A 22,257-nucleotide genomic window follows, 5' to 3' on the forward strand; every position below is an offset into this window, starting at 1 on the left:
CGTCCCGGCGGGGATGCACCTCTTTGCGGCCGTCCCAGTGCTCGGGAGGCAGCAGGGGCTCGATCAACGCCCACTGCTCATCGGTCAGATCCGACGGATAGGTGGGAGTACGCACCAACCACCCATACCCACCCCAACTGCTCCATCACGATCACCTGTCAAACACGCACTCAGCGAATCCCGTCACCTGGAGGCGACCCATGCGAACCGAGCATCTCCCCACCCCGACCCCGGCCACCCCACCGAACTCCCGGCCCGCCGACCCCCACCCCTCCGAGCAGGACTTCGTCCTCCACCTACGCGCCTACGAGAACAGCTCCGTCATAGCCCGCCGCCTCACCCGCCTGGCCCTGGACGTCTGGAACTGGCAGGGCGACCCCGACGCCCCTCTCACCGTGATGGCCGAACTCTTCGCCAACGCCTGCCAGGTAGCCCCCGGCCATCCCACCCGCCTCCGCATCGCCTGGACCCCGACCGGCATCCGCCTCGAATGCCACGACCCCAGCCCCCACCACCCGCCCGCCCCGTCTCTCCCCGACGACCTCAGCGAAACCGGCCGAGGCCTCTACCTCATATCCGCCCTCTCAACCCGCCACGGCACAACCCCCTCCCCGCCCCCCGCCTCCGGCAAAACCCTCTGGGCCGTTCTCCCCCACCCGACCGGAGCCTGACATGGCCGCTCTCCTCCTCACCGTCTTCACCGTCCTCCCCTCCTTCTCCGCGGTCCTCTTCCTGACCACCGAGACCACCTCCCTTCCACGAACCTCCAAGACCACCGGCCCCGGCTCTCGGGAGGTCATGGCTGGAGCTGGTCGAGGAAGGCCTTGAGTTTGCCGGTGGTGTAGTCGATTTTCTGCTCGACCGTCACGGGGTCCCTGTAGGGGTCGTCGGGTGAGGGTTTGCGGTGGGTACGGATGTGCAGGGAGCAGGCGAGGTCGGTGCAGAAGTAGCCGCCGACCGAGTCGCCGTCCGTGCCGGGGCGGCGTGCGGTCATCAGGGCCACGCCGTCGCCGGTGTGGGTGGTCAGGCACAGGGAGCACATGCTGCGGCGCATGCCGCGATGCGTCGCGGTCAGGCGCAGGGCCACGCCGACGAGACGGCCGCCGTGCTCGGCGACGAGGTAGGCGCGTTCGGGGGCGTCGAGGTCGCGCCAGCCGAGGAAGTCCAGGTCGTCCCAGGGGCGCTCGGCGAGGCCGCGGGGAACGGGTAGCCGCCGGGCCTCGCCCTTGGTGCAGTTGATGAAGGACGCGCGGATCTCACCCTCGGTCAAGGCTCTCATGGTCCCGGAACCTATCCGTCCTCGGAATCCGGGCAAGTGATTATTCCGCCAGGCCAGAGCGTGGAGGCGCGGACGGCTCAGGGGAAGGGGCCGACGGCCGCGGCCCGTCCCGGAGGGTGGACGGGCCGTGGCCGGATGAGGTCAGATTCGGTCGAGGGCCTGGGCGATGTCCTGCCAGAGGTCGTCGGGGTGCTCGATGCCGACGGCGAGGCGGACGGTGCCCTCGCTGAAGCCCGCGGCCTCCAGGGCCTCGGCGGAGTACATGCGGTGGGAGGTGCTGGCGGGGTGGATGGCCAGGGTCTTGGCCTCGCCGAGGGATGCGGTCAGGGCGATGAGCTTCGTGGACTCGATGAAGCGGCGGCCGGCGTCGCGGCCTCCGTGCAGGTCGAAGGAGAGCACGCCGCCGCCTCCGGCGAGGAGGCGCTGGGCCGTCTCGTGGTCGGGGTGGTCGGGCAGGGACGGGTAGGCGACGCGCGCGACCTTCGGGTGGGACGCCAGTTCCTTGGCCAGGTGGAGGGCGTTGTCGCAGTGGCGGGGCACGCGCAGGCCCAGGGTGGCCAGGCCGCGCAGGAGCAGGAACGCGGCGAACGGGTCGAGGGTCATGCCGAGCTCGACCGCCTCTCCCCAGACGGCGCGGTGGTCGTCCTCGGACGCGAAGACCGCGACGCCCGCGACCGCGTCGCCGTGGCCGCAGATGTACTTGGTGGCGGAGTGCACGACCACGTCGGCGCCGTGCTCCAGGGGGCGGCACAGCAGCGGGGTGGCGAAGGTGTTGTCCACGACCTTCTTCACGTCCGGGCCTGCGGCGGCGATCAGCTCGGGGAGGTCGGCCACCCGGGTGGTGGGGTTGGCGATCGTCTCCAGGTACAGGAGCCGGGTGTTCGGGCGGAGGGCGGCGGTGACCTCGGCGGGGTCCTGGCCCGAGACGTAGGTCACCTCGACGCCCCACTTGGAGGCCAGGGTCTGGAAGGAGCCGTAGGTGCCGCCGTAAAGGCAGCTCTGGGCGATGACGTGGTCGCCGGTCTTCAGCAGGCCGTGCAGGACGGCGTTGATGGCGCCCATGCCGGAGGCGGTGGCCAGGGCGCCCGTGCCGCCTTCGAGGTCGGCCATGGCGGTTTCGAACGACTTCACGGTGGGGTTGCCGAGGCGGCTGTAGAACGGCGCCCGTCCCGGCCCGTCGAAGGCCTCGGCCATGCCCTGGGCGCTGTCGAAGGAGAACAGGTGGCCCTGGTAGATGGGCATGCCCAGGGGGTGGCTGCCGTCGGGCTCGATGATGGGGATGTGGACGGCGCGGGTCTCCGGGCGAAGGTCGGTCATGCTTCCAGTCTGCGCCGCACTGACCTGGACAAACAGGTCCAATTCGTATGAATTGGCCTATTCTTCCGGCTTGTTCGCTTCCCGTTGCGCCTTCCGGGCCGCGCGCTCGGCCTGCTCGGCCGCGTCCAGGGCCGCCGCCTGCTCGGGGGTGGGGGCGGTGCCGCCGAGGTGGGCGGGCTGCCACCACTGGCCGGTGCCGTCGACGGGGTACTCGCGCTGGGCGCGGTCGACGAGCTCCTGGATGCGGTCGCGCAGCTCCTTGGCGACCTGCTCGTAGTCGTCGGCGCGGGTCGGGTGCATCGGCTCGCCGACCAGGATGAGGACCGGGGTGCCGCGCTGCCAGAGCTTGCGCTTGCGGCCCTTGGTCCACAGGCGCTGGGTGCCCCAGACCGCCATCGGGACCAGCGGGACCTTCGCGGCCACGGCCATGCGCACGGCGCCGCTCTTGATCTCCTTCACGGTGAAGGACTGGCTGATCGTGGCCTCGGGGAAGACGCCGACGGCCTCGCCGGCCTTGAGGGCCTTCAGCGCGGCGATGTAGGAGGACGCGCCGTTGTCCCGGTCGACGGGGATGTGGTGCATGCCGCGCATGAGCGGACCGGAGACCCCGTGGTCGAAGACCTCTTTCTTCGCCATGAAGCGCACCAGCCGCTTGGCCGGGTGGGCGCCCAGACCGGTGAAGATGAAGTCGAGGTAGCCGATGTGGTTGCAGGCGAGCACGGCCCCGCCGGTGGCGGGGATGTTCTCGTGGCCCTCGATCTTGATCTTCAGCCCGAGCACCCGGAACATGGTCTTGGCCGCGGCGATCACAGGGGGATACACGAACTCGCTCATGCCTGAGAACCTAACCTACGAACTCGTGACCCCCGAAATGAGCTCCCGCTACAAGTGAGTCGCCGACTTTTTGGGGGAATCTCACCTTGAAGCGTGTTCGGGCTGCCACGGCCGGTCGACGGGCGGTCTCGTGCGGTTGGTCAGGATCCGGGAGAGCGCGGCGGGGCGGAACAACGAGGTGGGCGACTTGGCGAGGGCCAGGACGTCCAGCATGTCGGCGCAGCCGTCGGGGTCGGTGTTCGCGGCCCGCACGGCGAGATCGACGTAGGCGTTGATGACGCGCGTGTGCGGGAGGACGGGCGGGCCCTGCGTCTCGGCGTAGCGGCGGTCCTCCCCGGTGGAGATCAGCCAGGCGCCCGCGCCGGCCCGCTTCGCCCGCTTCTGGAACCAGCGGGTGGTGCGGTCCTCCCGCAGCATGCGGTCGAGTTCCAGGGCGCTGATCGCGGCGACGGTGATGCCCTGCCCGTAGATCGGGTTGAAGGCGCAGACGGAGTCGCCGATCGCGGCGAAGCCCGCGGGCCAGGAGCGGATCCGGTCGTAGTGCCGGCGGTGGTTGGCGGTGCGGCGGAAGGACACGACGGGCGTCAGCGGCTCGGCGTCCTTGATGGCCTCGTACAGGACGGGGTCGCGCAGCCCCCGCGCGTACTCCAGGTAGCCCTCGTCGTCGGTCGGGGGGTAGTCGCCGCCGGCTCCGCTCAGGCTGCAGATCCACCGGCCGCCCTCCTGCGGGAACAGCCCGCCGGTGCGCTTGCCCCGCGGCGGGCCGGCCTGGATGTACAGCGCCTTCCAGCCGGGGTCGAAGCCGGGCGGGATGGCGTAGTAGCGGCTGGCGTACCCCAGCAGCGGATCGATCTTCGTCTCGCGGGGCAGCGGGCGGCCGAGTTCGGTCAGCCATTCCGGCGCGTGCGAGCCCCGGCCGGTCGCGTCCACCACCAGGTCGGCCGGCATGCGCTCCTCGGTCCGCGCCGCGTCGCCGCGTTCCCGGTACCGCACCCCGGTGACCGCCTCGTCGCCGGTGAGCCCGGTGACCTCGATGCCGGTGCGGACGGCGAGCCGCGGCTCGGCGAACAGCCGGCGGCGGACCGCCCAGTCGAGGAGCCCGCGGGTGAAGGTGAGCATCCGGGTGGTGTCGAAGCGCCGCCGCCAGCCGCCGGAGGTCAGCCACAGGAAGTCGGCGGGCAGTCGCAGGTCGGGTGCGCCCTGGGCGAGCAGGTCGGCCTCGACGCCGGGGAGCAGCCCGTCGATCAGGCCGCGCCCGTGCTCCCACAGCACGTGCAGGTGCCTGCCCTGGGGGACGCCGGAGCGGGGTACCGGGTCGTCGGGGAAGCCGTCTCGTTCCAGCAGGGTCACCTGTTCGAAGTGGTCGAGGAGCACTCGCGCGGAGAGCAGGCCGGCGAGGCTCCCTCCGACGACCACCGCGTGCTTGCGCCGGGGCAAGGAGGATTCCTCCAAGTTTCTTGATGTTGAGCGCTATAAGGGCCGAAAGTAGCGGAAGTTGCAATTGTCAGCATGGTCAGAAAGTTTCACCAGGGGAGTATATGTCCTATTTGTAAATTACGGACCGGCCGTAACCGGGTAAGGCAAGACAAGCATTTACATCAATGGCCTAGGGGCCGATAGTTGGCACCACTTCTCACGGAGGGAGATCCTGCGAAGTGACCACCGCAACGGAACGCTCCAGGCCACCGTCCAGGACCCAGCACCACCGCACCGTCAAACGCGAACTCTCCGAGACCCCGCATCCCGCGTGGGTCGAGGACATGCTCGGCGAGCTGAAGCCGCAGTGGGACGCGGTGACCGCCAGCTCCGTCTTCGCCAGGACCGCCGCCGACGGCGTCGACGACGAGATCTGGCGGCGGATCGTCCTCGAGTTCTTCTGCGTCGTCGAGGCCTTCCCCAAGTACATGGGCGTCTACCTGGGCCGCACCACCTACGGCAAGGCCCCGGGCGACCTGCTCGCCCGCGACTGGCTCATCGGCAACATCCGCACCGAGGCCCTGCACGCCCAGTGGTTCATCGACTGGGGCGTCGGGCTGGGCCTCACCGAGGATCAGATCATCGACCACCGGCCCAGCCCCGAGGTCGCCTCCCTGTACGAGTTCCTGTGGTCGGTCTCCTACCGGGGCTCGGTGGCCGAGGCGTTCGGCGCCGTCAACTACGCCATCGAGGGCACGACCGGGGACTGGACCCGGCTCGTCATGCCCGCCTTCCGCGAGCGCTTCGGCGAGGACAAGTACTCGCTGATGTGGCTCGCCGAGCACGTCGAGTACGACGACGCGCACCCCCGCGAGGCACTCGAGCTGATCAAGCTCACCGTCCGCGACGCGGACGACCGCGCCGCCGTCAAGGAGGCGGTGAAGCGGTCGCTGGAGCTGTTCAGGCGGGGCTTCGACGCCTGCCTCGGCTGAAGGCCGGCACCGCGAGCCGAGACCGCGTCCTCCGACCGGAGAGGACGCGGTCTCGCGTTTGAGTCCATGCTTCCGAGGAAACCTCGGTTAAGTCATTGTTATTAATCGTTGACCTCTGTTGACGGCCGTACCTTCACGGCATAGCTGTAGGGGTGGGACGCAGGGCTACCAAGAGCGAACGGGACGTGAACCGATGGGCCAATTGACCGCGGTGGACACCAATTTCCTCGACATCGAGTCGCGGCGCACCCTCTCGCACATCGGGGGGCTCGCCATTCTCGACACCACGCTGTGCACCGACGGCAGGCTCACCCGGGGTGACATGGTGGACCTCATCCGGGAACGCGCCCATCTGGCCAAGCCGCTGCGGCGCAGGCTCGTGGACGTGCCGTTCCGGCTCGACCGCCCCTACTGGGAGGACGATCCGCGCTTCGACCCCGACCGGCACGTCCACGAGGTGGCGCTGCCCTCGCCGGGGGACGACCTGCAGCTCGGCGCCGAGGTGGCGCGCATCCACGAACGCCCCCTGGACCGGCGGCGCCCGCTGTGGGAGCTCTTCCTCATCCAGGGGCTGGCGGGGGGCCGCGCCGCGATCTACGCCAAGGTCCACCACGCGTGCGTCGACGGGGTGCTCGCCGCCGAACTGCTCGCGGCCCTGCTCGACCTGCAGCCGGAGGCGGCCTCGCCGCCCGTGCCCGCGCAGGAGAGGGAGACGCGGCCCGAACTGCTGCCGATGCTCACCAGGAGCGTCACCCGCTTCGCCCTCCATCCCGTCCGCTCCACCGAGGCGCTCGTGCGGACCGCGGGCCACCTCGACCAGCTGCCCGTCGTCGGAGGGCTGCCCGGCGTCCGCGAGGTGTCCAGGGCGGTGCGGTCGGTGCTGGGGCACCGGCAGCCGGACCCCTCCCAGCCGCAGAGCCTGCCGCCGCGCACGCCGTTCAACGCGCCCATCTCCCAGCACCGCGCCTTCGCGTTCGGCTCCCTGCCGCTGGAGGACGTGAAGAAGGTCCGCCGCGCCCTGGGCGTCAGCGTCAACGACGTGGTGATGGCGATGTGCACGGGGGCGCTGCGCCAATGGCTGATCGACCACGACGCGCTGCCCGACCGGCCGCTCATCGCCTGCGTCCCGGTCTCGATGCGGCGCCGCGCCGAGTGCGGCGACGGGAACGCGCTGTCGGCGATGTTCGCGCCGCTGCCCGTCCACATCGCCGACCCCGCCGAGCGCTTCCTGGCGGTGCGGGACGCGATGGTGAACGTCAAGCGCCGGTTCGCGGTCTCGCGCGGCAGCTGGTTCGAGGAGGTCAGCGCGCTGATGCCGCCGGCCCTCGCGGGGCTGGCCACCCGGCTGGCCATGCAGGTCGCGCCGGCCCTCAACCCGGTGAACCTGCTGGTCTCCAACGTGCCGGGCCCGCAGCAGCCGCTGTACGCGAGGGGCGCCCGGGTGCTGGCCTACTACCCGGCCTCGGTCATCAGCGACGCCACCGGCGGGGTCAACATCACCGTCTTCTCCTACGACGGCAACCTGGACGTCGGCGTCATCGCCTGCCCCGACCTGGTGCCCGACACCTGGAACCTGGTCGACTACCTGCGCGAGTCCCTCACCGAGCTGCTGAAGATGGTCGACGCCCAGGAGGCCCCGGCCCCGGTCTGAGGACTCAGGGCAGCTTCCAGTCCACCGGCTGCGCGCCCTGCTGCTCCAGGTGGGCGTTGGCCCGGCTGAAGGGGCGGGAGCCGAAGAAGCCGCGGTCGGCGGACATGGGGCTGGGGTGGGCGGAGGTGATGCACGGGTAGCCGCCGAGCATCGGCTGCAGCGTCTGGGCGTCCCGGCCCCACAGGATCGCCACCAGCGGCGTTCCGCGGGCGGCCAGCGCCCGGATCGCCTGCTCGGTGACCTTCTCCCAGCCCTTGCCCCGGTGGGAGGCGGGCTTGCGCGGCGCGACGGTGAGGCACCTGTTGAGCAGCAGCACCCCGTTCTCGCTCCAGCGGGTCAGGTCCCCGTTGGCGGGGCCGGGAAGCCCCAGGTCCTGCATGTACTCGGTGTAGATGTTGATCAGGCTGGGCGGCAGCGGCCACACGTCCGGCGCCACGGAGAAGCTCAGCCCGACCGCGTGGCCCGGCGTCGGGTAGGGGTCCTGCCCGACGATCAGCACCCGCACCTGGTCGAACGGCTGCTGGAACGCCCGCAGGACGTTCTGCCCGGCGGGCAGGTAGCGGCGCCCCGCCGCGAGCTCGGACCTCAGGAAGTCCCCCATGGCGGCGATGTCCCCGGCGACGGGCTCCAGCGCCCTTGCCCAGCCTGCCTCGACGATCTCGTTCAGCGGTCGTGCCATGGCGTCAGAGCCTAATGGCGAGGTGGGACAGAAGTGCCTGAAACGTCAGGACCGCAGCACCCTGCCCCGGCGTTCCCCGGTGAAGTCGCCCTCGTCGACGACCACGTGGCCTTCCAGAAGGACGTAGGGGATGCCGGTGGGCCTCAGGTCGGGGGAGGTGTAGGAGCCGGGGTGGCCGACCGTGGCCGGGTCGAAGCAGGTGATGTCGGCGTACGCGCCGGCGGTGAGGACGCCCCGCCCGTGGAGGGAGAAGGGCACGGCGTTCGCGGAGGTCATCTTGCGGACCGCCTCGGGGAGGTCGACGATGCCCGCGTCCCGGACGTAGGCGCCCAGGAAGTGGGGGAAGCAGCCCCAGGTGCGGGGGTGTTCCAGGCCCACGGGCATGCCGTTGTCGGAACCGACGCCGATGAGAGGGTCGGCCATGATGGCGCGGACGTCGGGCTCGGCCATCATCGTGATGACCATGTAGGCGGCGGGGTCGGCCGCGATGAGGGCGCAGGCGGTCTCGAAGGGGTCGCCGGGGAACTCGGTGAGCCTGCGGCCGACGGCGGACGGGTCGGTGTGGGTGACGACGAGGACGCCCTCGGGGGTGGTGTCGCGCCACATGCCGGTGCCGGTGAGGGGCGCCGGGTCCTCGGCTGCGGCGCGCAGGGCCGCGACGCGCGCGGGGTCGGAAAGCCTGGCGCGCAGGGCCTCGGGGCCGCCCTCCAGCGCGGCAGGGGGGAGCAGCGCCGACAGGGTGGTGGCGCCGGCGAGATAGGGGTACTGGTCGCCGCGCACGTCGATGCCCTCCTCGCGGGCCGCGCGGAGCCTGTCCAGCAGCATGGAGGCGCGGCCGTGGTTGCGCGGCCCGGCCGTCTTGCAGTGGGAGACCTGGAGCCGGACCCTGGCGCGGCGGGCGATCTCGACGGCCTCGTCCAGGGCCTGGGCAAGGCCGGCGCCCTCGTCGCGCAGGTGCGTGGTGTACGGGCGGCCGTACCGGTGGGCGACCTTGGCCAGGGCGACGAGTTCGTCGGTGCCGGCGAAGGACCCCGGCGGGTAGACCAGGCCGCTGGACAGCCCGCAGGCTCCGGCCTCGAACGACTCGGCGGCCAGACGGCACATCTCGTCCAGGCCGCCGGGCGGGAGCTCGGCGTCCCAGCTGGCCGCGGCGAGGCGGAGGGTGGAGTGGCCGACGAGCGTGGCCATGTGGTTGGTGGGCCCGGCCTTCTCCATGTCGGCCAGATGCTCGGCGAAGGACCCTGCGGAGACGGGCGCTCCGGCGTAGGCCGACATGATCTCGACGTGTTCGGCGGTGACCGGCCCGAACGAGAAGCCGCAGTTGCCGTTGACCTCGGTGGTGACGCCCTGGAGCAGTTTGAACGGTTGCGGCTCCGGCAGCGCCGGCACCAGGTCGGAGTGGCAGTGCGGGTCGACGAACCCGGGCGCGACGGCGAGGCCGCTCACGTCCAGGACGCGCCGGGCCGGGCCGAGTCCGTGCCCGACGGCGGTGATCCTGCCGCCGTCGACCGCCACGTCGGCGGTGACCGCCGGGGACCCCAGACCGTCGTGGATCTCGCCGCCGCGCAGCACCAGTTCATGCATGGCCGTTCACTCTAAGTGAGACCGCACTGATCATCCATCCCGTAAACCTGACAAAACAGAATGAAAGCATTGTGGATTCTCCCGATGAGGGGACTCCGCCCGTCCCGTTAGGGTTCCTAAGCCGCTCGGAGAGGAGTTCTGGTGAACTGGGGTGCACGGCTCGGCGAACTCGCCGCGGCGCACGGGGTTCCGGGCGCGTCGCTGGCGTTCTGGCATGACGGCGCGCTCACGGAGCACGCCACGGGCGTGCTGAACCTGGCGACGGGGGTGGAGGCCACGCCGGACTCCCTGTTCCAGATCGGCTCGGTCACCAAGATCTGGACCGCCACCCAGATCATGCTGCTCGCGGAGCGGGGCGGGCTCACCCTGGACGCCCCGGTGCGCGAACTGCTGCCGGAGTTCGCGGTGGCCGACCCGGACGTGACGCGCTCGGTGACGGTCCGGCACCTGCTCACCCACACCTCGGGCATCGACGGCGACCTCTTCCTCGACACCGGGCGCGGCGACGACTGCCTGGAGAAGTACGTCGCGGCCTGCGCCGACCTCGTCCAGCTCCACCCGCCCGGCGCGACGCAGTCCTACGTCAACGCCGGCTACTCGGTGCTCGGGCGGGTCGTCGAAAGGCTCACCGGCGAGGTCTGGGACGCGGCCCTCCGCGAGATGATCGTGGAGCCGCTCGGCCTCACGCACACCGTGACGCTGCCGGAGGAGGCCCTCCTGCACCGCGCGGCCGTGGGGCACCTGGGCGCGGGCGAGGAGATCCGGCCGACGCCCACCTGGGGGCTGATGCGCCCCATCGGCCCGGCGGGCCTGATCTGCGCGTCCGCCGCCGACGTCGTCCGCTTCGGGCTGGCGCACCTGGACGCGTCCCTGCTGACGGACGCATCCCGGGCGGCCATGCGCACCCCGCAGGTGGAGGTGCCCAACAAGCACGGCCTCGGCGAGGCCTGGGGCCTGGGCTGGATCCTCGACACCTGGGACGGCACCTCGGTGCTGTGGCACTCGGGCAGCACCATCGGCCAGCAGGCCGCCCTGTGGGTGGTGCCCGACCGCGGGATCGTGGCGGCGCTGCTGACCAACGGCGGCCACGACAGCGCGCTGCGCAACGACCTCTCCCGCGAGTTGTTCGCCGGGCTCGCGAGCCTCACCGTGCGTTCCGTGCCGGAGCCGGCCTCCGGGCCCGTCGCCGTCGACACCGCCCGCTACGCGGGCCTGTACGAGCGCAAGCACGTACGGACGACCATCAGCGAGAAGGACGGAGGGCTGCACGCGCGGGTGGAGGTGACCACGCCGGGCCTGGCCGAACTCGGCCCGCCGCTGGAGCTGGAACTGCTGCCGGTGGATGAGACGACGTTCGTCGGCGTCGCCGGTGACAACCCGGCGAAGGTTCCGTTCGTGTTCTATGAGTTGCCGGACGGCACACCGCATGTCCACTTCAGTGCGAGGACCAACCCGCGTGTCTCCTGACCGTTTCGACCGGGCTGCGATGACGGCCGACCTGGAAGCCCTGGTGTCCGCCGAATCGCCCAGCGGGGTGCCCGGCGCGCTGGCCCGCTGCCGTGCGGAGGTCGCCGCGCTGGGGGAGCGGCTGCTGGGCCGCGCCCCCGTCGAACACGGGGAACATCTGCGCTGGGGTCCGGAACGCCCGGACGTCCTGCTGCTGGGCCACTACGACACGGTCTGGCCGGTGGGGACGCTGGCCCGCAGGCCGTTCACGGTCAGCGGGCACCGGGCTACCGGCCCCGGCTGCTTCGACATGAAGGCCGGGCTGGTGCAGGCCTTCCACGCGCTGTCCCTGGTCGCGCGGACCGGGGGCCTGGAGGGGGTCGGCCTGCTGGTCACCTCCGACGAGGAGACCGGTTCGGCCACGTCCCGCGAGCTGATCGAGGAGACCGCGCGGTCGGCGACCGCGGTCCTGGTCGCCGAGCCCAGCGCGGACGGAGCGCTCAAGACCTCCCGCAAGGGCCTGGCCCGCTACGAGCTGGAGATCACGGGCCGGGCCGCGCACACCGGCCTCGACCCGCAGATGGGCGTCAACGCCGCCATCGAGCTGGCGCACCAGGTCCTGGCGGTCTCCGCGCTGGCCGCCCCGGAGCGCGGCACCACGGTGACCCCCTCGGTGGCCTCGGCGGGCACGACCGTCAACACCGTCCCGGACACGGCCCGGCTCGCGGTGGACGTCCGGGCCTTCGACCGGGCCGAGCTCGACCGCGTCGACCACTGGATGCGCACCCGCCGCCCGGTCCTGCCGGGCGCGAGCCTGACCGTGCGGGAGGGGCCTCGGCGTGGACCGCTCCAACGTTCGGCCTCGTTCGGCCTGTACCAGCGGGCCGTCACTATCGCCGCCGAGCTGGGCCTGCCGCCGCTGCGCGAGGCGGCGGTCGGCGGCGGCTCGGACGGCAACCTCACCGCCGCGCTGGGCGTCCCCACCCTGGACGGTCTGGGCGCGGTCGGTGGCGGCGCGCACAGCGAGGACGAGTGGGTGGACCTGCGCCGCCTGCCGGAGCGCGCGGCGCTGCTGGCGGAGCTGCTGACCAGGCTGCGCTGAGCCGTCCACTGGCCGATCACACGAAACCCGCGCCCCGGTTGGGGAACTCTGACGATGAGTGCCGGGGGCCGCCGTGGGCAGGCTGATCCCTGTGAGCGAGCGCAGCGGAGACGACCAGATCGAAGTCGTGGAAGTGGACGATTCCCCCGGAGCGGCGGCGCATCACCAGGTGTCCGCGCTGTTCGAACGGATCTGGGGTGAGCCTCTGATGGAGGCGGGCCTGCTCCGGGCCCTGGCGCATTCGGGCAACTACGTGGCCGCGGCCTACCGGGGCGGGGAGATGGTGGGGGCCTCCGCGGGCTTCCTCACCGCCAAGGGAGAACTGCACTCCCACGTCACCGGAGTGGCCCCCGGGACGCGCGGGGCCGGGGTGGGCCGGATGCTGAAGTTCCACCAAAGGGACTGGTCGCTGGAACGGGGCATCGGCACCGTGGTGTGGACGTTCGACCCGCTCATCCGCCGCAACGCGTACTTCAACATGCATGTGCTCGGCGCGACGCCCACCCGGTACCTGCCCGACTTCTACGGGATGATGAAGGACGAGCTGAACGACGCCTCGCCCTCGGACCGGCTGTACGTGGTCTGGGACCTCCGCGCACCCGTGACGCCGCCGCCGGGGACGTCGGGGGAACTGGTCGAGGAGGGCGCGGTCGTCCTGCTGGCGCCGGGGGAGGAGCACCCCGCCGGCCCCGCCTCGGCCGGGAGGCTGCTGGTGTCCGTCCCGCGGGACGTGGAGGGGCTCAGGGCCAGGCATCCGGAGACGACCGCGCGGTTGCGCTTCGCCGTCCGCGAGGCGCTCGCCCCGGCGATGGACGCGGGAATGCGCGTCACCGGGATCACCACCGACGGCTACTACGTGCTCGAAAGGCCAGAAGGAGGCACTCTTTGAGGATCGAAGGCGTGGAACTGCGGTGGGTGGGGCTGCCGCTGGTCTCCCCGTTCCGCACGTCCTTCGGCACCGAGACCGACCGGGAGATCCTGCTCGTGCGGGTGCTCACCTCCGAGGGCGAGGGCTGGGGCGAGTGCGTGGCGATGCGCGAGCCCGTCTACTCCTCGGAGTACGTGAACGGCGCCGCCCAGGTGATCAAGGACTTCCTGCTGCCGCTGGCCCACCCCGACCCCTGGCTGACCGAGCAGGCGTTCCGCCCGGTCCACGGGCACCCGATGGCCAAGGCCGCGCTGGAGGCGGCGATCCTGGACGCCTGGTTGAGGGCCAGGGGGATGTCGTTCGGCGAGTTCCTCGGCGCGGTGCGCCCCGCGGTCCCCGCCGGGGTGTCCGTCGGCATCATGGACTCCCTTCCCCGGCTGCTGGACGCCGTGGAGGGTTATGTCGCCGAGGGCTACCTGCGGATCAAGCTGAAGATCGAGCCGGGCTGGGACGTCGAGCCGGTGCGCGCCGTCCGCGAACGTTTCCCCGACGTCCTGCTGCAGGTCGACGCCAACACCGCCTACACCCTGCGGGACGCCTCCCGGCTGGCCCGGCTCGACCCGTTCGAGCTGCTGCTGATCGAGCAGCCGCTGCCCGAGGACGACCTGGCCGGGCACGCCGAACTCGCCCGCCGCATCCGCACCCCGGTCTGCCTGGACGAGTCCATCACCTCCGCGCGGATCGCGGTCGACGCCGTCACCCGGGGCGCGGCGTCCATCGTGAACGTCAAGCCGGGGCGGGTCGGCGGCTTCCTGGAGGCCCGTCGCGTCCATGACGTGTGCGCGGCGCACGGCGTCCCGGTGTGGTGCGGCGGGATGCTGGAGACGGGCGTCGGCCGGGCCGCGAACGTGGCGCTGGCGGCGCTGCCGAACTTCACCCTGCCGGGCGACACCTCGGCCTCGGGCCGCTACTACCGCGAGGACGTCACCGAGCCCTTCGTGCTGGAGGACGGGCATCTGCGGGTGCCGGAGGGGCCGGGGCTGGGGGTGGTCCCGGACGCGGGCCGGCTGCGGGAGTTCACCCTGAGAAAGGAATACATACCGACTCATATCCCCGCGTAATACGAGAAAGGTCGAGAGTCGTACGGTGGCCTCATGGCGACCGGGTTGAAGCGTGTTCTGGAGGATCTGGGCTCCACCGTCCTGGGCGCCGCCGCCCTCCCGGACGAGGGGGACACCGAGGTCACAGGGGTGCACATCTACGACCCCCTCGACGAGCTCCTGGTCGCGCCCGGAGGGCTGCTGCTGGGCGTCGGCGTCGAGGGCGAGGAGCGCATCGGCCGGCTGCTCGGCGAGCTCGGCGAGCGGGGCGCCGCGGGGCTGGTGGTCAAGGCGCTGGGCACCCCGGGCCCCGCGCTGCGCGCACGGGTCCGCCAGAGCGGGGTGGCGCTGCTGGGCCTCACCCGCGCCGCGTCCTGGGCGCAGCTCGCCGCGCTGCTGCGCTCGCTGCTGTCGGAGGGCGAGATCGGCGACACCGAGAGCGAGGCCGACCTGTTCGCCGTCGCCAACGCCGTCTGCGCGCTGCTCGACGCCCCCGTCACCATCGAGGACCGCTCGTCCAGGGTGCTGGCCTACTCGGTGCGCCAGGAGGAGGCCGACGAGTTCCGGGTCGAGACCATTCTCGGCCGGCAGGTCCCGGAGCGGTTCGTCAGGCTGTACGAGGAGATGGGGTTCTTCCGGCGGCTCTACCAGAGCCGTGAGCCCCTCTACCTGGACGTGGAGGGCATGCTGCCCCGGGTGGCGATCGCGGTCCGGGCCGGCGACGAGATCCTCGGCTCGCTGTGGGCGACGGTCCGCGAACCGCTCGGCGAGCAGCGCAAGGCGGCCTTCGCCGACGCCGCGAAGATCGTCGCCCTGCACCTGCTGCGCCAGCGGGCCGGAGCCGACGCCCAGCGCAGGCTGCGCACCGAACTGCTCGCCACCGTCCTGGCCGGGGGCGAGCAGGCGGCCGAGGCCGCGGCCCGGCTCGACCTGGCCACCAACCGGGTGTGCGTGCTGGCCGCCCGGCTCAGCGGCCCCGCCGAAGGCCAGAACGCGCGGGTGGAGAGCGAACGGCAGCGGTTCTGCGACGCGCTCGCCCTGCACATCGGGGCGATCCACCCCCGCGCGGCGGCGGCCCTGGTCGGCGGGGTCGCCTACGCGGTGCTGCCGCTGACCGGCAGCCGCTCCCGCGCCCGGCAGGTCGCCGAGGACTTCCTGGCCCGCGTCGGCGGCCGGCACTCGGCCAACATCGGCATCGGCAGGCTGGCCGGATCGATCACCGAGATCGCCCGCTCCCGCGCCGACGCGGACCGCGCGCTGCGGGTGCTCCAGGCCAGGGGCGCCAGCGGGACCGCGGTCGACTTCCGCGACGTGCACTTCGAGTCGCTGCTGCTGCAGCTGGGCGACCTGGTGGCCCGCCAGGACCAGCCGCCGTCCGGGCCCTACGAGCGGCTCGCCGACCACGACCGCGACCACGGCTCCGACCTGCTGCCCACCCTCGCCGCCTACCTGGAGGCCTTCGGCAACATCAACGAGGCCGCGGCGGCGGTCCAGGTGCACCCCAACACCTTCCGGTACCGGCTGCGGCGGCTGTGCGAGATCGCCGGACTGGACCTGGGCGACCACGACGCGCGGCTGGCGATGATGCTCCAGCTCAAGTTGTACGGCTCGACAGTCGAACGTCCCCGGCTTGGAGGATTCGACGATGACCAGCCGCGCCGGCGTTCGCGAATGTAAAGGATCTCCTCCGGCCCCCGGGAGCCCCCTTCATGAAGAAGACTCTGGCAGCGGCCCTGGCGGTCGCGCTCACCGCGACCGCCTGCGGCTCCGACGAGCAGGACGACACCCCCGAATTCGCGGAGAACGGCACGTTCACCTACGCGATCCCCGCCGACCCCGGCGAACTCGATCCGGCCGACGCCGTGCTCGGCGCGACCAACACGGTGCTCGCCTTCTCCTACGACACCCTGGTGCACTCCGACGCCGACGGAAAGATCATCTCCGGTCTCGCCGAGAAGTGGGAGGCGCAGGCCGACAAGGTCACCTTCACCCTCCGCAAGGGCGTGACCTGCGCGGACGAATCCCCCGTGACGCCGCGGACCGTCGCGGACTCGATGAACTACCTGTCCGACCCGAAGAACAAGGCGGCGCTGCTCGGCGTGCTCATCCCCGCCGGGATGACCGCCACCGCCGACGAGGCGGCCGGCACCGTCACCCTCGCCACCAAGGAGCCCAACCCGTTCCTGCTGGAGTCGATGACCGCGGTGTACGTCGTCTGCGGCGAGGGGCTGAAGGACCGCTCGGTCCTGAAGACCAGGACCTCCGGCTCGGGCCCGTACCCCCTGTTCTCCTCGGTGGCGGGCGACCACTACGCCTTCAAGGTCAGGGAGAAGTACGCATGGGGGCCGGGCGGCGCGAAGTACGAGCGGGGCATGCCCGCCGCCGTCGAGCTCAAGGTGGTCAAGGACGAGTCCACCGCCGCCAACATGTTGACCACCGGTGAACTGCACGGGGCCCAGTTCACCGGTGCCGACCGCAAGCGGGTCGAGGCCATCCCCGGCATCCGCAAGGGTTCGGCGCCCGACGGCATCGGCGAGTTCTTCTTCCACCAGGGAGACGGACGCGCCGCCGCCGAACACAAGGTGCGCAGGGCGCTCGTCCAGGCCCTCGACCTGAACGAGTTGCGCACCATCGTCTCCGGCGGCGCCGGGGAACCCGCCACCCACCTCACCTCGCTCGCGCCCGACCCCTGCCGGGGTGACAGCGTCACCACCAACCTGCTTGCGACCGACCCGGCGGCCGCCGCGACGCTGCTCGACGAGACCGGCTGGAAGGCGGGGCCGGACGGCGTCCGCGCCAAGGGCGGCGAGAAGCTCAAGCTGCGGGTGGCCTACCAGACCTCGGCCGGGCCGGGCGTCCAGGCGGGCATGGAGTACATCGCGCAGAAGTGGAAGGCGCTGGGAGTCGAGACCGAGCTGGCCGGCTCGGCGGACGCCAAGTACTCCGACTCGCTGTTCAAGAACGGCGACTGGGACATGGCCTGGGTGCCGCTCGGGCTGAGCCTGCCGACCCAGCTCGTCGGCTACCTCTCCGGGCCCGGCCCGGACGAGCAGGGCTCGAACTTCGCGCACATCAACAACTCCGCGTACCAGGACCTCGTCCCCGAGGCCGCGAAGAAGGTCGGCGCGTCCGGTTGCGACCAGTGGACGAACGCCGAGGCCGCCCTGGTCAAGAACGTGGACGTCGTCCCCGTCGTGCGGCCCACCCAGCTCGTCGCGTCCAAGAAGGCGATGCTGGAGGTCATCGGCGGCGTCGTGCGGCCGACCTCCGTCCGGCTGCTGAAGAACTGACCGATGTTCCTGCTGCGGCGCGCGATCCGGTTCGCCCTGTCACTGGTGCTGGTGGTGCTGGCGTCCTTCGCCATGCTCCACCTCATCCCGGGCGACCCGGTGCGCGCCGCGCTCGGCCCGACCGCGCCGCGTGAGGCGGTCGAGCAGCGCCGGGCCGAGCTGGGCCTGGACCGGCCCTGGCCCGAGCAGCTGAAGACCTACCTGGGGAAGGTCGCCACGGGGGACTTCGGGGAGTCCTTCCTGTCCCGGCAGCCCGCCGGGCAGGTCATCGCCGACCGCCTTCCCGCCACCGTCCAGCTCGTCGCCGTCACCATGGCGCTGGCCCTGCTGGTCGCGGTGCCGCTCGGCATGGCGATGGCGGCCCGCACCCATGGCGGCCGGGGCCGGCGGACGGAGCTGGCCTTCACCTCGGTGACCGGCGGGCTGTCCGTCGTCCCCGAGTTCCTGCTGGCCGTCGGGATGATCGCGCTGTTCGGGGTGACGCTGCGCTGGCTGCCCGTGGCGGGCAAGGACGGCGCGGCCTCGTTCGTCATGCCGGTGCTCGCGCTGGCGGCCGGGCCCGCGGCGCTGCTGGCCCGGCTCGTGCGGGTGGAGACGCTGCGGGAGTTGTCGTCGGACTATGTTCGCCTGGCCCGCGCCAAACGCGTCCCGGCCGTCCGGCTGTACCTGCGGCACCTGCTGCCCAACACCCTCACCGCCGCCCTCACCACGGGAGGGCTGCTGCTGTCGTCGCTGCTGGGCGGCTCGGTGGTGGTCGAGTACGTCTTCCAGTGGCCCGGTCTGGGCGGCACGACGGTCGAGGCGATCGCGGGCAAGGACTACGCCCTGGCCCAGGCCGCGATCCTGGTCTACGGGGCGATCTCGCTGACCGTCGTGTTCGCGGTGGACGTCGCGCTGGGCCTGCTGGACCCGCGGTCGCGGCCCCGGATGCTGGGATAGGGGACGAATGAGGCGGATGAGGTCGCCGTCGGCCCTGGCTGGCCTGGTCCTGGTGCTGGCCACCCTGGTCCTCGCGGTGGTCGGGCCCTGGCTGTGGGGAGAGGAGGCGGCGAGGTTCGACCCGCTGCACATCCTCGAAGGGCACAGCGCCGACCATCCCCTGGGCACCGACGACGGCGGCAGGGACCTGCTCGCCCGGACCCTGGCGGCGACCCGGCAGAGCGTGTGGCTGGCGCTCCTGGCCACCTGCGTCACCACCGCCGTGGGAATCCCGCTGGGCGCCCTGCCCTCGGTGCTGGGTCCGAGGGCGGCCCGGCTCGTCTCCGGGCTCATCGACTCGCTGGTGGCCTTCCCGGTGCTGCTGCTGGCCATGTTCGCGGCGCTCATCGCGGGGGCGGGCGCGCGCGGCGCGGTGGTCGGCATCGGCGTCGCCGCGGTGCCGGGACTGGCCCGGCTCACCCGGACGCTCGCCGACACCGTCGCCTCCAGCGACTACGTGGCGGCGGCCCGGATGCTGGGCGCCGGGCGCACCGCCGTCCTGCTGCGGCACGTGCTGCCCAACATCGCCGAACCCCTGATCCTGACGGTCACCGCGAACCTCGGCTACAGCCTGCTGGGCCTGGCGACGCTGTCCCTGCTGGGCCTGGGCGTCCAGCCTCCGGACTACGACTGGGGGCGGCTGCTGCACGACACCCTGCCCAGGGTCTACGTGGACCCCGAGGCGGTGGCCGGGCCCGCGCTGGCCGTCGCCGCCGCCGGGATCGGCTTCGCCCTGCTCGGCGAGTCGCTGGCCCGCGCCGCCGCCCGTACGCCCGACGCCGTGCCCCGAGGCGAGTCCCGCACCGTACTTCCCCCCGGGTGCGGGCCTCTCCCCGGGGCACCGGAGCCGGTGCTGGAGGTGCGGGACCTGAGCGTCTCGTTCGGCGGGACGACGCCCGTGCGGGGAGTCTCCTTCTCGGTCGCGCCCGGCGAGCTCGTCGGGCTCGTGGGGGAGTCGGGCAGCGGCAAGAGCCTCACCGCGCTGGCCGTCGGCGGCCTCGTGCCCTACCCGGGGACGGTGTCGGGGCGGGTCCTGCTGGGCGGCAGGCCGCTGGAGGAGCTGTCGCGGCGCGAACTGGGGACCCGGCTGGCGATGGTCTTCCAGGACCCGATGGCCGCGCTGAACCCGGCCCTGCGCGTCGGGTCCCAGCTCGCCGAGGTGGCGACCGTGCACCTGGGAGCCTCGCGCAAGGAGGCGTGGCGGCGGGCGGTGGACCGGCTCGGCCGGGTGAGGATCCCCGACCCCGAGGCGAACGCCCGCCGGTACCCGCACGAGTTCAGCGGCGGCATGCGGCAGCGGGCCGTCATCGCGATGGGACTGATGGGCGAGCCCGAGCTGATCGTCGCGGACGAGCCGACGACGGCCCTGGACGTCACCGTGCAGAAACGCGTCCTGGAACTGCTCGCGGAGGTGAACGAGACGACGGGCGCGGCCGGGCTGCTGATCTCGCACGACCTGGCGGTGGTCTCCCTGTACTGCCGGCGGGTCCTGGTGATGTACGCGGGCCGGATCGTGGAGGAGCTGCCGTCCTCTCAGCTGCGCAGGGCCCGCCACCCCTACACGCGGGCGCTGGTGGCCTCATCTCCGGACCTGTCGACCGACCGATCGCTGCCGCTGGCCACGATCCCGGGACGCCAGCCCGAGCCCGCCGAGGTCCCCGGCGGCTGCGCGTTCGCGCCCCGCTGCGCCCGGGCACTGGAACGCTGCCGCGCCGACCGCCCGGAGCTGGAAGACGGAGTCGCCTGCTGGAATCCGGAGGACGCATGACCGAGCGGCTGCTGGAGGTCCGGGGCCTGGACGTGCGTTACGGGCGCCTGCACGCCGTCCGCGACGTCTCCTTCGAGGTCGCCGAGGGGGAGATCCTCGGGTTGGTGGGGGAGTCCGGCTCGGGCAAGTCGAGCGTGGCCCGCGCCCTGACCGGCCTGGCGCCCCGCACCGGGACGGTCGCCGGGCTGGGGCCGCGCGAGGCCCAGCTCGTCTTCCAGGACCCCTACGCCTCGCTCGACCCGAGGATGACGATCGCCCGGTCGGTGGCCGAGGGGCTGCCCCGCGGCCTGGGACGCGCGGCCCGCCGGGAGGAGGTGGCGCGGCTGCTGGACCTCGTCCGGCTCGGGTCCGAGACGGCCGGACGGTATCCGAGGGAGCTGTCGGGCGGGCAGCGGCAGCGGGTGGCGATCGCCCGGGCGCTGGGGGCCCGGCCCCGGCTGCTCATCGCCGACGAGGTCACCTCGGCGCTGGACGTGTCGGTGCAGGGGGCGATCCTCAACCTGATCCGGGAGCTGCGCGCGGGACTCGGCCTGTCGGTGCTCTTCGTCTCGCACGACCTCGCGGTCGTCCGGTACGTCTGCGACCGGATCGCGGTGATGCGCGAGGGGCGGATCGTGGAGTGCGGGACGGTGGGACAGGTGATCGAACATCCGTCCCATGAGTACACGAAAGCCCTGCTAGAGGCCGTACCGCGCCTGCAATAATCGAACATTTGTGCTAAAATTTAGGCATGGACACGCTGACTCTCCCCGGTACGGAGACCACGACCCTGTCCGCCGCGGAACTCGCCGCACTCGCGCTCTCCCTGGCCCACCTGGGCTCCGGCCCGCAGGCCGTCACCGCCCGCCGCGCCCTGGCCCACCTGGGCTCGCCGGACGGCCGGCAGGCCCGCTCCTTCGCCACCCTGCTCGATCCCCTCGACCCCGACACCGCCCGCCGGGCCCGCCTCCTCGCCCAGGCGATCACCGAACGCCGGGTCGTCCGCGTCCTGTACGCAGACGAGCGCGGCCGCCTCTCCCGCCGCGAGGTGGAGCCGGTCACCACCCTCGTCCACGGCGACCACTGGTACCTGGTCGGCTGGTGCCGCCTGCGCCGCGGCATCCGCGCCTTCCGCCTCGACCGCCTCCAGGCCGTCGAGCCCACCGAGATCCGCTCCCGCGACCACCGTGCCGACGGTTTCCTGCCCTTCCAGGGGCGGCGCGCGGCCGCCTGAGACCGCTCGTACGGCAAGATGGGGGCATGATTCTGGCGGACGGCGTGCGGGCGGTCTTCACCGACCGCATCGGCGGATTCAGCACAGGTCCCCATGACAGCCGCAACCTCGGGCTCAACGTGGGGGACGAGCCCGAGACCGTGCTGCGCAACCGGGCCAGGACCGAGGCGGAGCTGGGGGTCGAGGGCGCGGTCTACATGCGCCAGATCCACAGCTCGAACGTCGCCAGGGTCGGCGGTGAGACCTCCGACGTGCCGGACGTGGACGCGATCGTCACCGACCGGCCGAACCTGGCCCTGGCCGCCCTGGGCGCCGACTGCCCCGCCGTGCTCGTCGCCGACGCCGGCGCCGGGCTGGTCGGCGCCGCCCACGCCGGCCGGGTGGGCACCCTGCTGGGCGTGGTGCCCGCGCTGGTCGCCGAGCTGCGGGACATGGGCGCCCGCGAGCTGGTGGCCGCGGTCGGCCCGGCCGCGTGCGGGCGCTGCTACGAGGTGCCCGAGAGCATGCGGGACGAGGCGCCCGAGGTGATGCGCTCCACCACGAGCTGGGGCACGCCCGCGCTGGACCTGCGGGCCGCGATCGCGGCGCAGCTGGACGAGTTGGGCGTGAAGGCGCTGCACGACGACCGCTGCACGATCGAGACCCCGGAGCTGTACTCCTACCGGAGGGACGGGGTCACTGGGCGTTTTGCGGGCTATGTCTGGCTGTCCCGATAACGATCACTGGCTACCCTTGGTGCC

20 protein-coding genes and 1 pseudogene are annotated in these 22,257 nt (G+C 72.3%); 14 read left to right on the forward strand and 7 right to left on the reverse strand.

What is annotated here, in order from left to right:
* Positions 1-118 (reverse strand): annotated as a pseudogene (locus ABGB12_RS05055) (IS5/IS1182 family transposase); the annotation flags it as partial.
* Between the two features lie 82 nt (positions 119-200).
* Between ABGB12_RS05055 and ABGB12_RS05060 the strand changes: the two are divergent.
* Positions 201-671, forward strand: coding sequence for an ATP-binding protein (locus ABGB12_RS05060; protein WP_347675056.1), 471 nt, complete (start codon positions 201-203; stop codon positions 669-671).
* A 125-nt stretch (positions 672-796) separates the two neighbouring features.
* Here the strand turns inward: ABGB12_RS05060 and ABGB12_RS05065 are convergent, their stop codons facing one another.
* From ABGB12_RS05065 to ABGB12_RS05080, 4 genes are all read right to left on the reverse strand, one after another.
* Complete coding sequence (locus ABGB12_RS05065) at positions 797-1,279, reverse strand: FBP domain-containing protein (protein ID WP_347675058.1); 483 nt, start codon at positions 1,277-1,279, stop codon at positions 797-799.
* A gap of 141 nt (positions 1,280-1,420) precedes the next feature.
* Positions 1,421-2,596, reverse strand: coding sequence for an aminotransferase class I/II-fold pyridoxal phosphate-dependent enzyme (locus ABGB12_RS05070; RefSeq protein WP_347675060.1), 1,176 nt, complete (start codon positions 2,594-2,596; stop codon positions 1,421-1,423).
* Positions 2,597-2,653: 57 nt separating this feature from the next.
* Complete coding sequence (locus ABGB12_RS05075; RefSeq protein WP_347675062.1) at positions 2,654-3,430, reverse strand: lysophospholipid acyltransferase family protein; 777 nt, start codon at positions 3,428-3,430, stop codon at positions 2,654-2,656.
* 81 nt (positions 3,431-3,511) lie between these two features.
* The gene (locus ABGB12_RS05080) at positions 3,512-4,867 is read right to left on the reverse strand and encodes a hypothetical protein (RefSeq protein ID WP_347675064.1); all 1,356 of its coding nucleotides are present in this window, start codon (positions 4,865-4,867) and stop codon (positions 3,512-3,514) included.
* Positions 4,868-5,085: 218 nt separating this feature from the next.
* Here ABGB12_RS05080 and ABGB12_RS05085 point away from each other — a divergent pair, with 218 nt between their 5' ends.
* Together ABGB12_RS05085 and ABGB12_RS05090 are read left to right on the forward strand one after the other, a co-directional pair.
* Positions 5,086-5,838 carry an iron-containing redox enzyme family protein gene (locus ABGB12_RS05085; RefSeq protein ID WP_347675066.1) on the forward strand — a complete coding sequence of 251 codons (753 nt, stop codon included), beginning with the start codon at positions 5,086-5,088 and terminating at the stop codon, positions 5,836-5,838.
* Positions 5,839-6,031: 193 nt separating this feature from the next.
* Positions 6,032-7,489 carry a wax ester/triacylglycerol synthase family O-acyltransferase gene (locus tag ABGB12_RS05090; RefSeq protein WP_347675068.1) on the forward strand — a complete coding sequence of 486 codons (1,458 nt, stop codon included), beginning with the start codon at positions 6,032-6,034 and terminating at the stop codon, positions 7,487-7,489.
* 4 nt (positions 7,490-7,493) lie between these two features.
* Here the strand turns inward: ABGB12_RS05090 and ABGB12_RS05095 are convergent, their stop codons facing one another.
* Together ABGB12_RS05095 and ABGB12_RS05100 are read right to left on the reverse strand one after the other, a co-directional pair.
* Complete coding sequence (locus ABGB12_RS05095; protein ID WP_347675070.1) at positions 7,494-8,168, reverse strand: uracil-DNA glycosylase; 675 nt, start codon at positions 8,166-8,168, stop codon at positions 7,494-7,496.
* Positions 8,169-8,213: 45 nt separating this feature from the next.
* Entirely contained in the window at positions 8,214-9,752 is a 1,539-nt protein-coding gene (locus ABGB12_RS05100; RefSeq protein WP_347675072.1) for an amidohydrolase family protein, read from the reverse strand.
* A gap of 141 nt (positions 9,753-9,893) precedes the next feature.
* Here ABGB12_RS05100 and ABGB12_RS05105 point away from each other — a divergent pair, with 141 nt between their 5' ends.
* The 11 genes from ABGB12_RS05105 (at position 9,894) to ABGB12_RS05155 (ending at position 22,233) form a co-directional block, all read left to right on the forward strand.
* A complete protein-coding gene (locus ABGB12_RS05105; protein WP_347675074.1) occupies positions 9,894-11,219 on the forward strand; it encodes a serine hydrolase domain-containing protein in 1,326 nt (441 codons plus the stop codon).
* Positions 11,209-12,300: a M20 family metallopeptidase gene (locus tag ABGB12_RS05110; RefSeq protein WP_347675076.1), complete on the forward strand. Its 1,092-nt coding sequence runs from the start codon at positions 11,209-11,211 to the stop codon at positions 12,298-12,300. Before ABGB12_RS05105 ends, ABGB12_RS05110 begins: the two co-directional genes overlap by 11 nt.
* Positions 12,301-12,391: 91 nt before the next feature.
* The gene (locus tag ABGB12_RS05115) at positions 12,392-13,189 is read left to right on the forward strand and encodes a GNAT family N-acetyltransferase (protein WP_347675078.1); all 798 of its coding nucleotides are present in this window, start codon (positions 12,392-12,394) and stop codon (positions 13,187-13,189) included.
* A complete protein-coding gene (menC, locus tag ABGB12_RS05120) occupies positions 13,186-14,289 on the forward strand; it encodes an o-succinylbenzoate synthase (protein ID WP_347675080.1) in 1,104 nt (367 codons plus the stop codon). Before ABGB12_RS05115 ends, menC begins: the two co-directional genes overlap by 4 nt.
* Positions 14,290-14,322: 33 nt before the next feature.
* Positions 14,323-15,945, forward strand: coding sequence for a helix-turn-helix domain-containing protein (locus tag ABGB12_RS05125; protein WP_347675082.1), 1,623 nt, complete (start codon positions 14,323-14,325; stop codon positions 15,943-15,945).
* Between the two features lie 32 nt (positions 15,946-15,977).
* The gene (locus ABGB12_RS05130) at positions 15,978-17,558 is read left to right on the forward strand and encodes an ABC transporter substrate-binding protein (RefSeq protein WP_347675084.1); all 1,581 of its coding nucleotides are present in this window, start codon (positions 15,978-15,980) and stop codon (positions 17,556-17,558) included.
* Between the two features lie 3 nt (positions 17,559-17,561).
* On the forward strand, positions 17,562-18,497 hold the full coding sequence (locus ABGB12_RS05135) for an ABC transporter permease (protein ID WP_347675086.1): 936 nt from the start codon (positions 17,562-17,564) through the stop codon (positions 18,495-18,497).
* Between the two features lie 16 nt (positions 18,498-18,513).
* The gene (locus ABGB12_RS05140; RefSeq protein WP_347675087.1) at positions 18,514-20,304 is read left to right on the forward strand and encodes a dipeptide/oligopeptide/nickel ABC transporter permease/ATP-binding protein; all 1,791 of its coding nucleotides are present in this window, start codon (positions 18,514-18,516) and stop codon (positions 20,302-20,304) included.
* Positions 20,301-21,008 carry an ATP-binding cassette domain-containing protein gene (locus ABGB12_RS05145; protein WP_347675088.1) on the forward strand — a complete coding sequence of 236 codons (708 nt, stop codon included), beginning with the start codon at positions 20,301-20,303 and terminating at the stop codon, positions 21,006-21,008. Before ABGB12_RS05140 ends, ABGB12_RS05145 begins: the two co-directional genes overlap by 4 nt.
* Before the next feature lie 26 nt (positions 21,009-21,034).
* Positions 21,035-21,517 carry a WYL domain-containing protein gene (locus ABGB12_RS05150; RefSeq protein WP_347675089.1) on the forward strand — a complete coding sequence of 161 codons (483 nt, stop codon included), beginning with the start codon at positions 21,035-21,037 and terminating at the stop codon, positions 21,515-21,517.
* Positions 21,518-21,543: 26 nt separating this feature from the next.
* A complete protein-coding gene (locus tag ABGB12_RS05155; protein WP_347675090.1) occupies positions 21,544-22,233 on the forward strand; it encodes a polyphenol oxidase family protein in 690 nt (229 codons plus the stop codon).
* Positions 22,234-22,257 lie beyond the last annotated feature (24 nt).

Source organism: Actinocorallia sp. B10E7 (genome assembly GCF_039871655.1).
In the GTDB taxonomy this organism is placed as follows: domain Bacteria; phylum Actinomycetota; class Actinomycetes; order Streptosporangiales; family Streptosporangiaceae; genus Actinocorallia.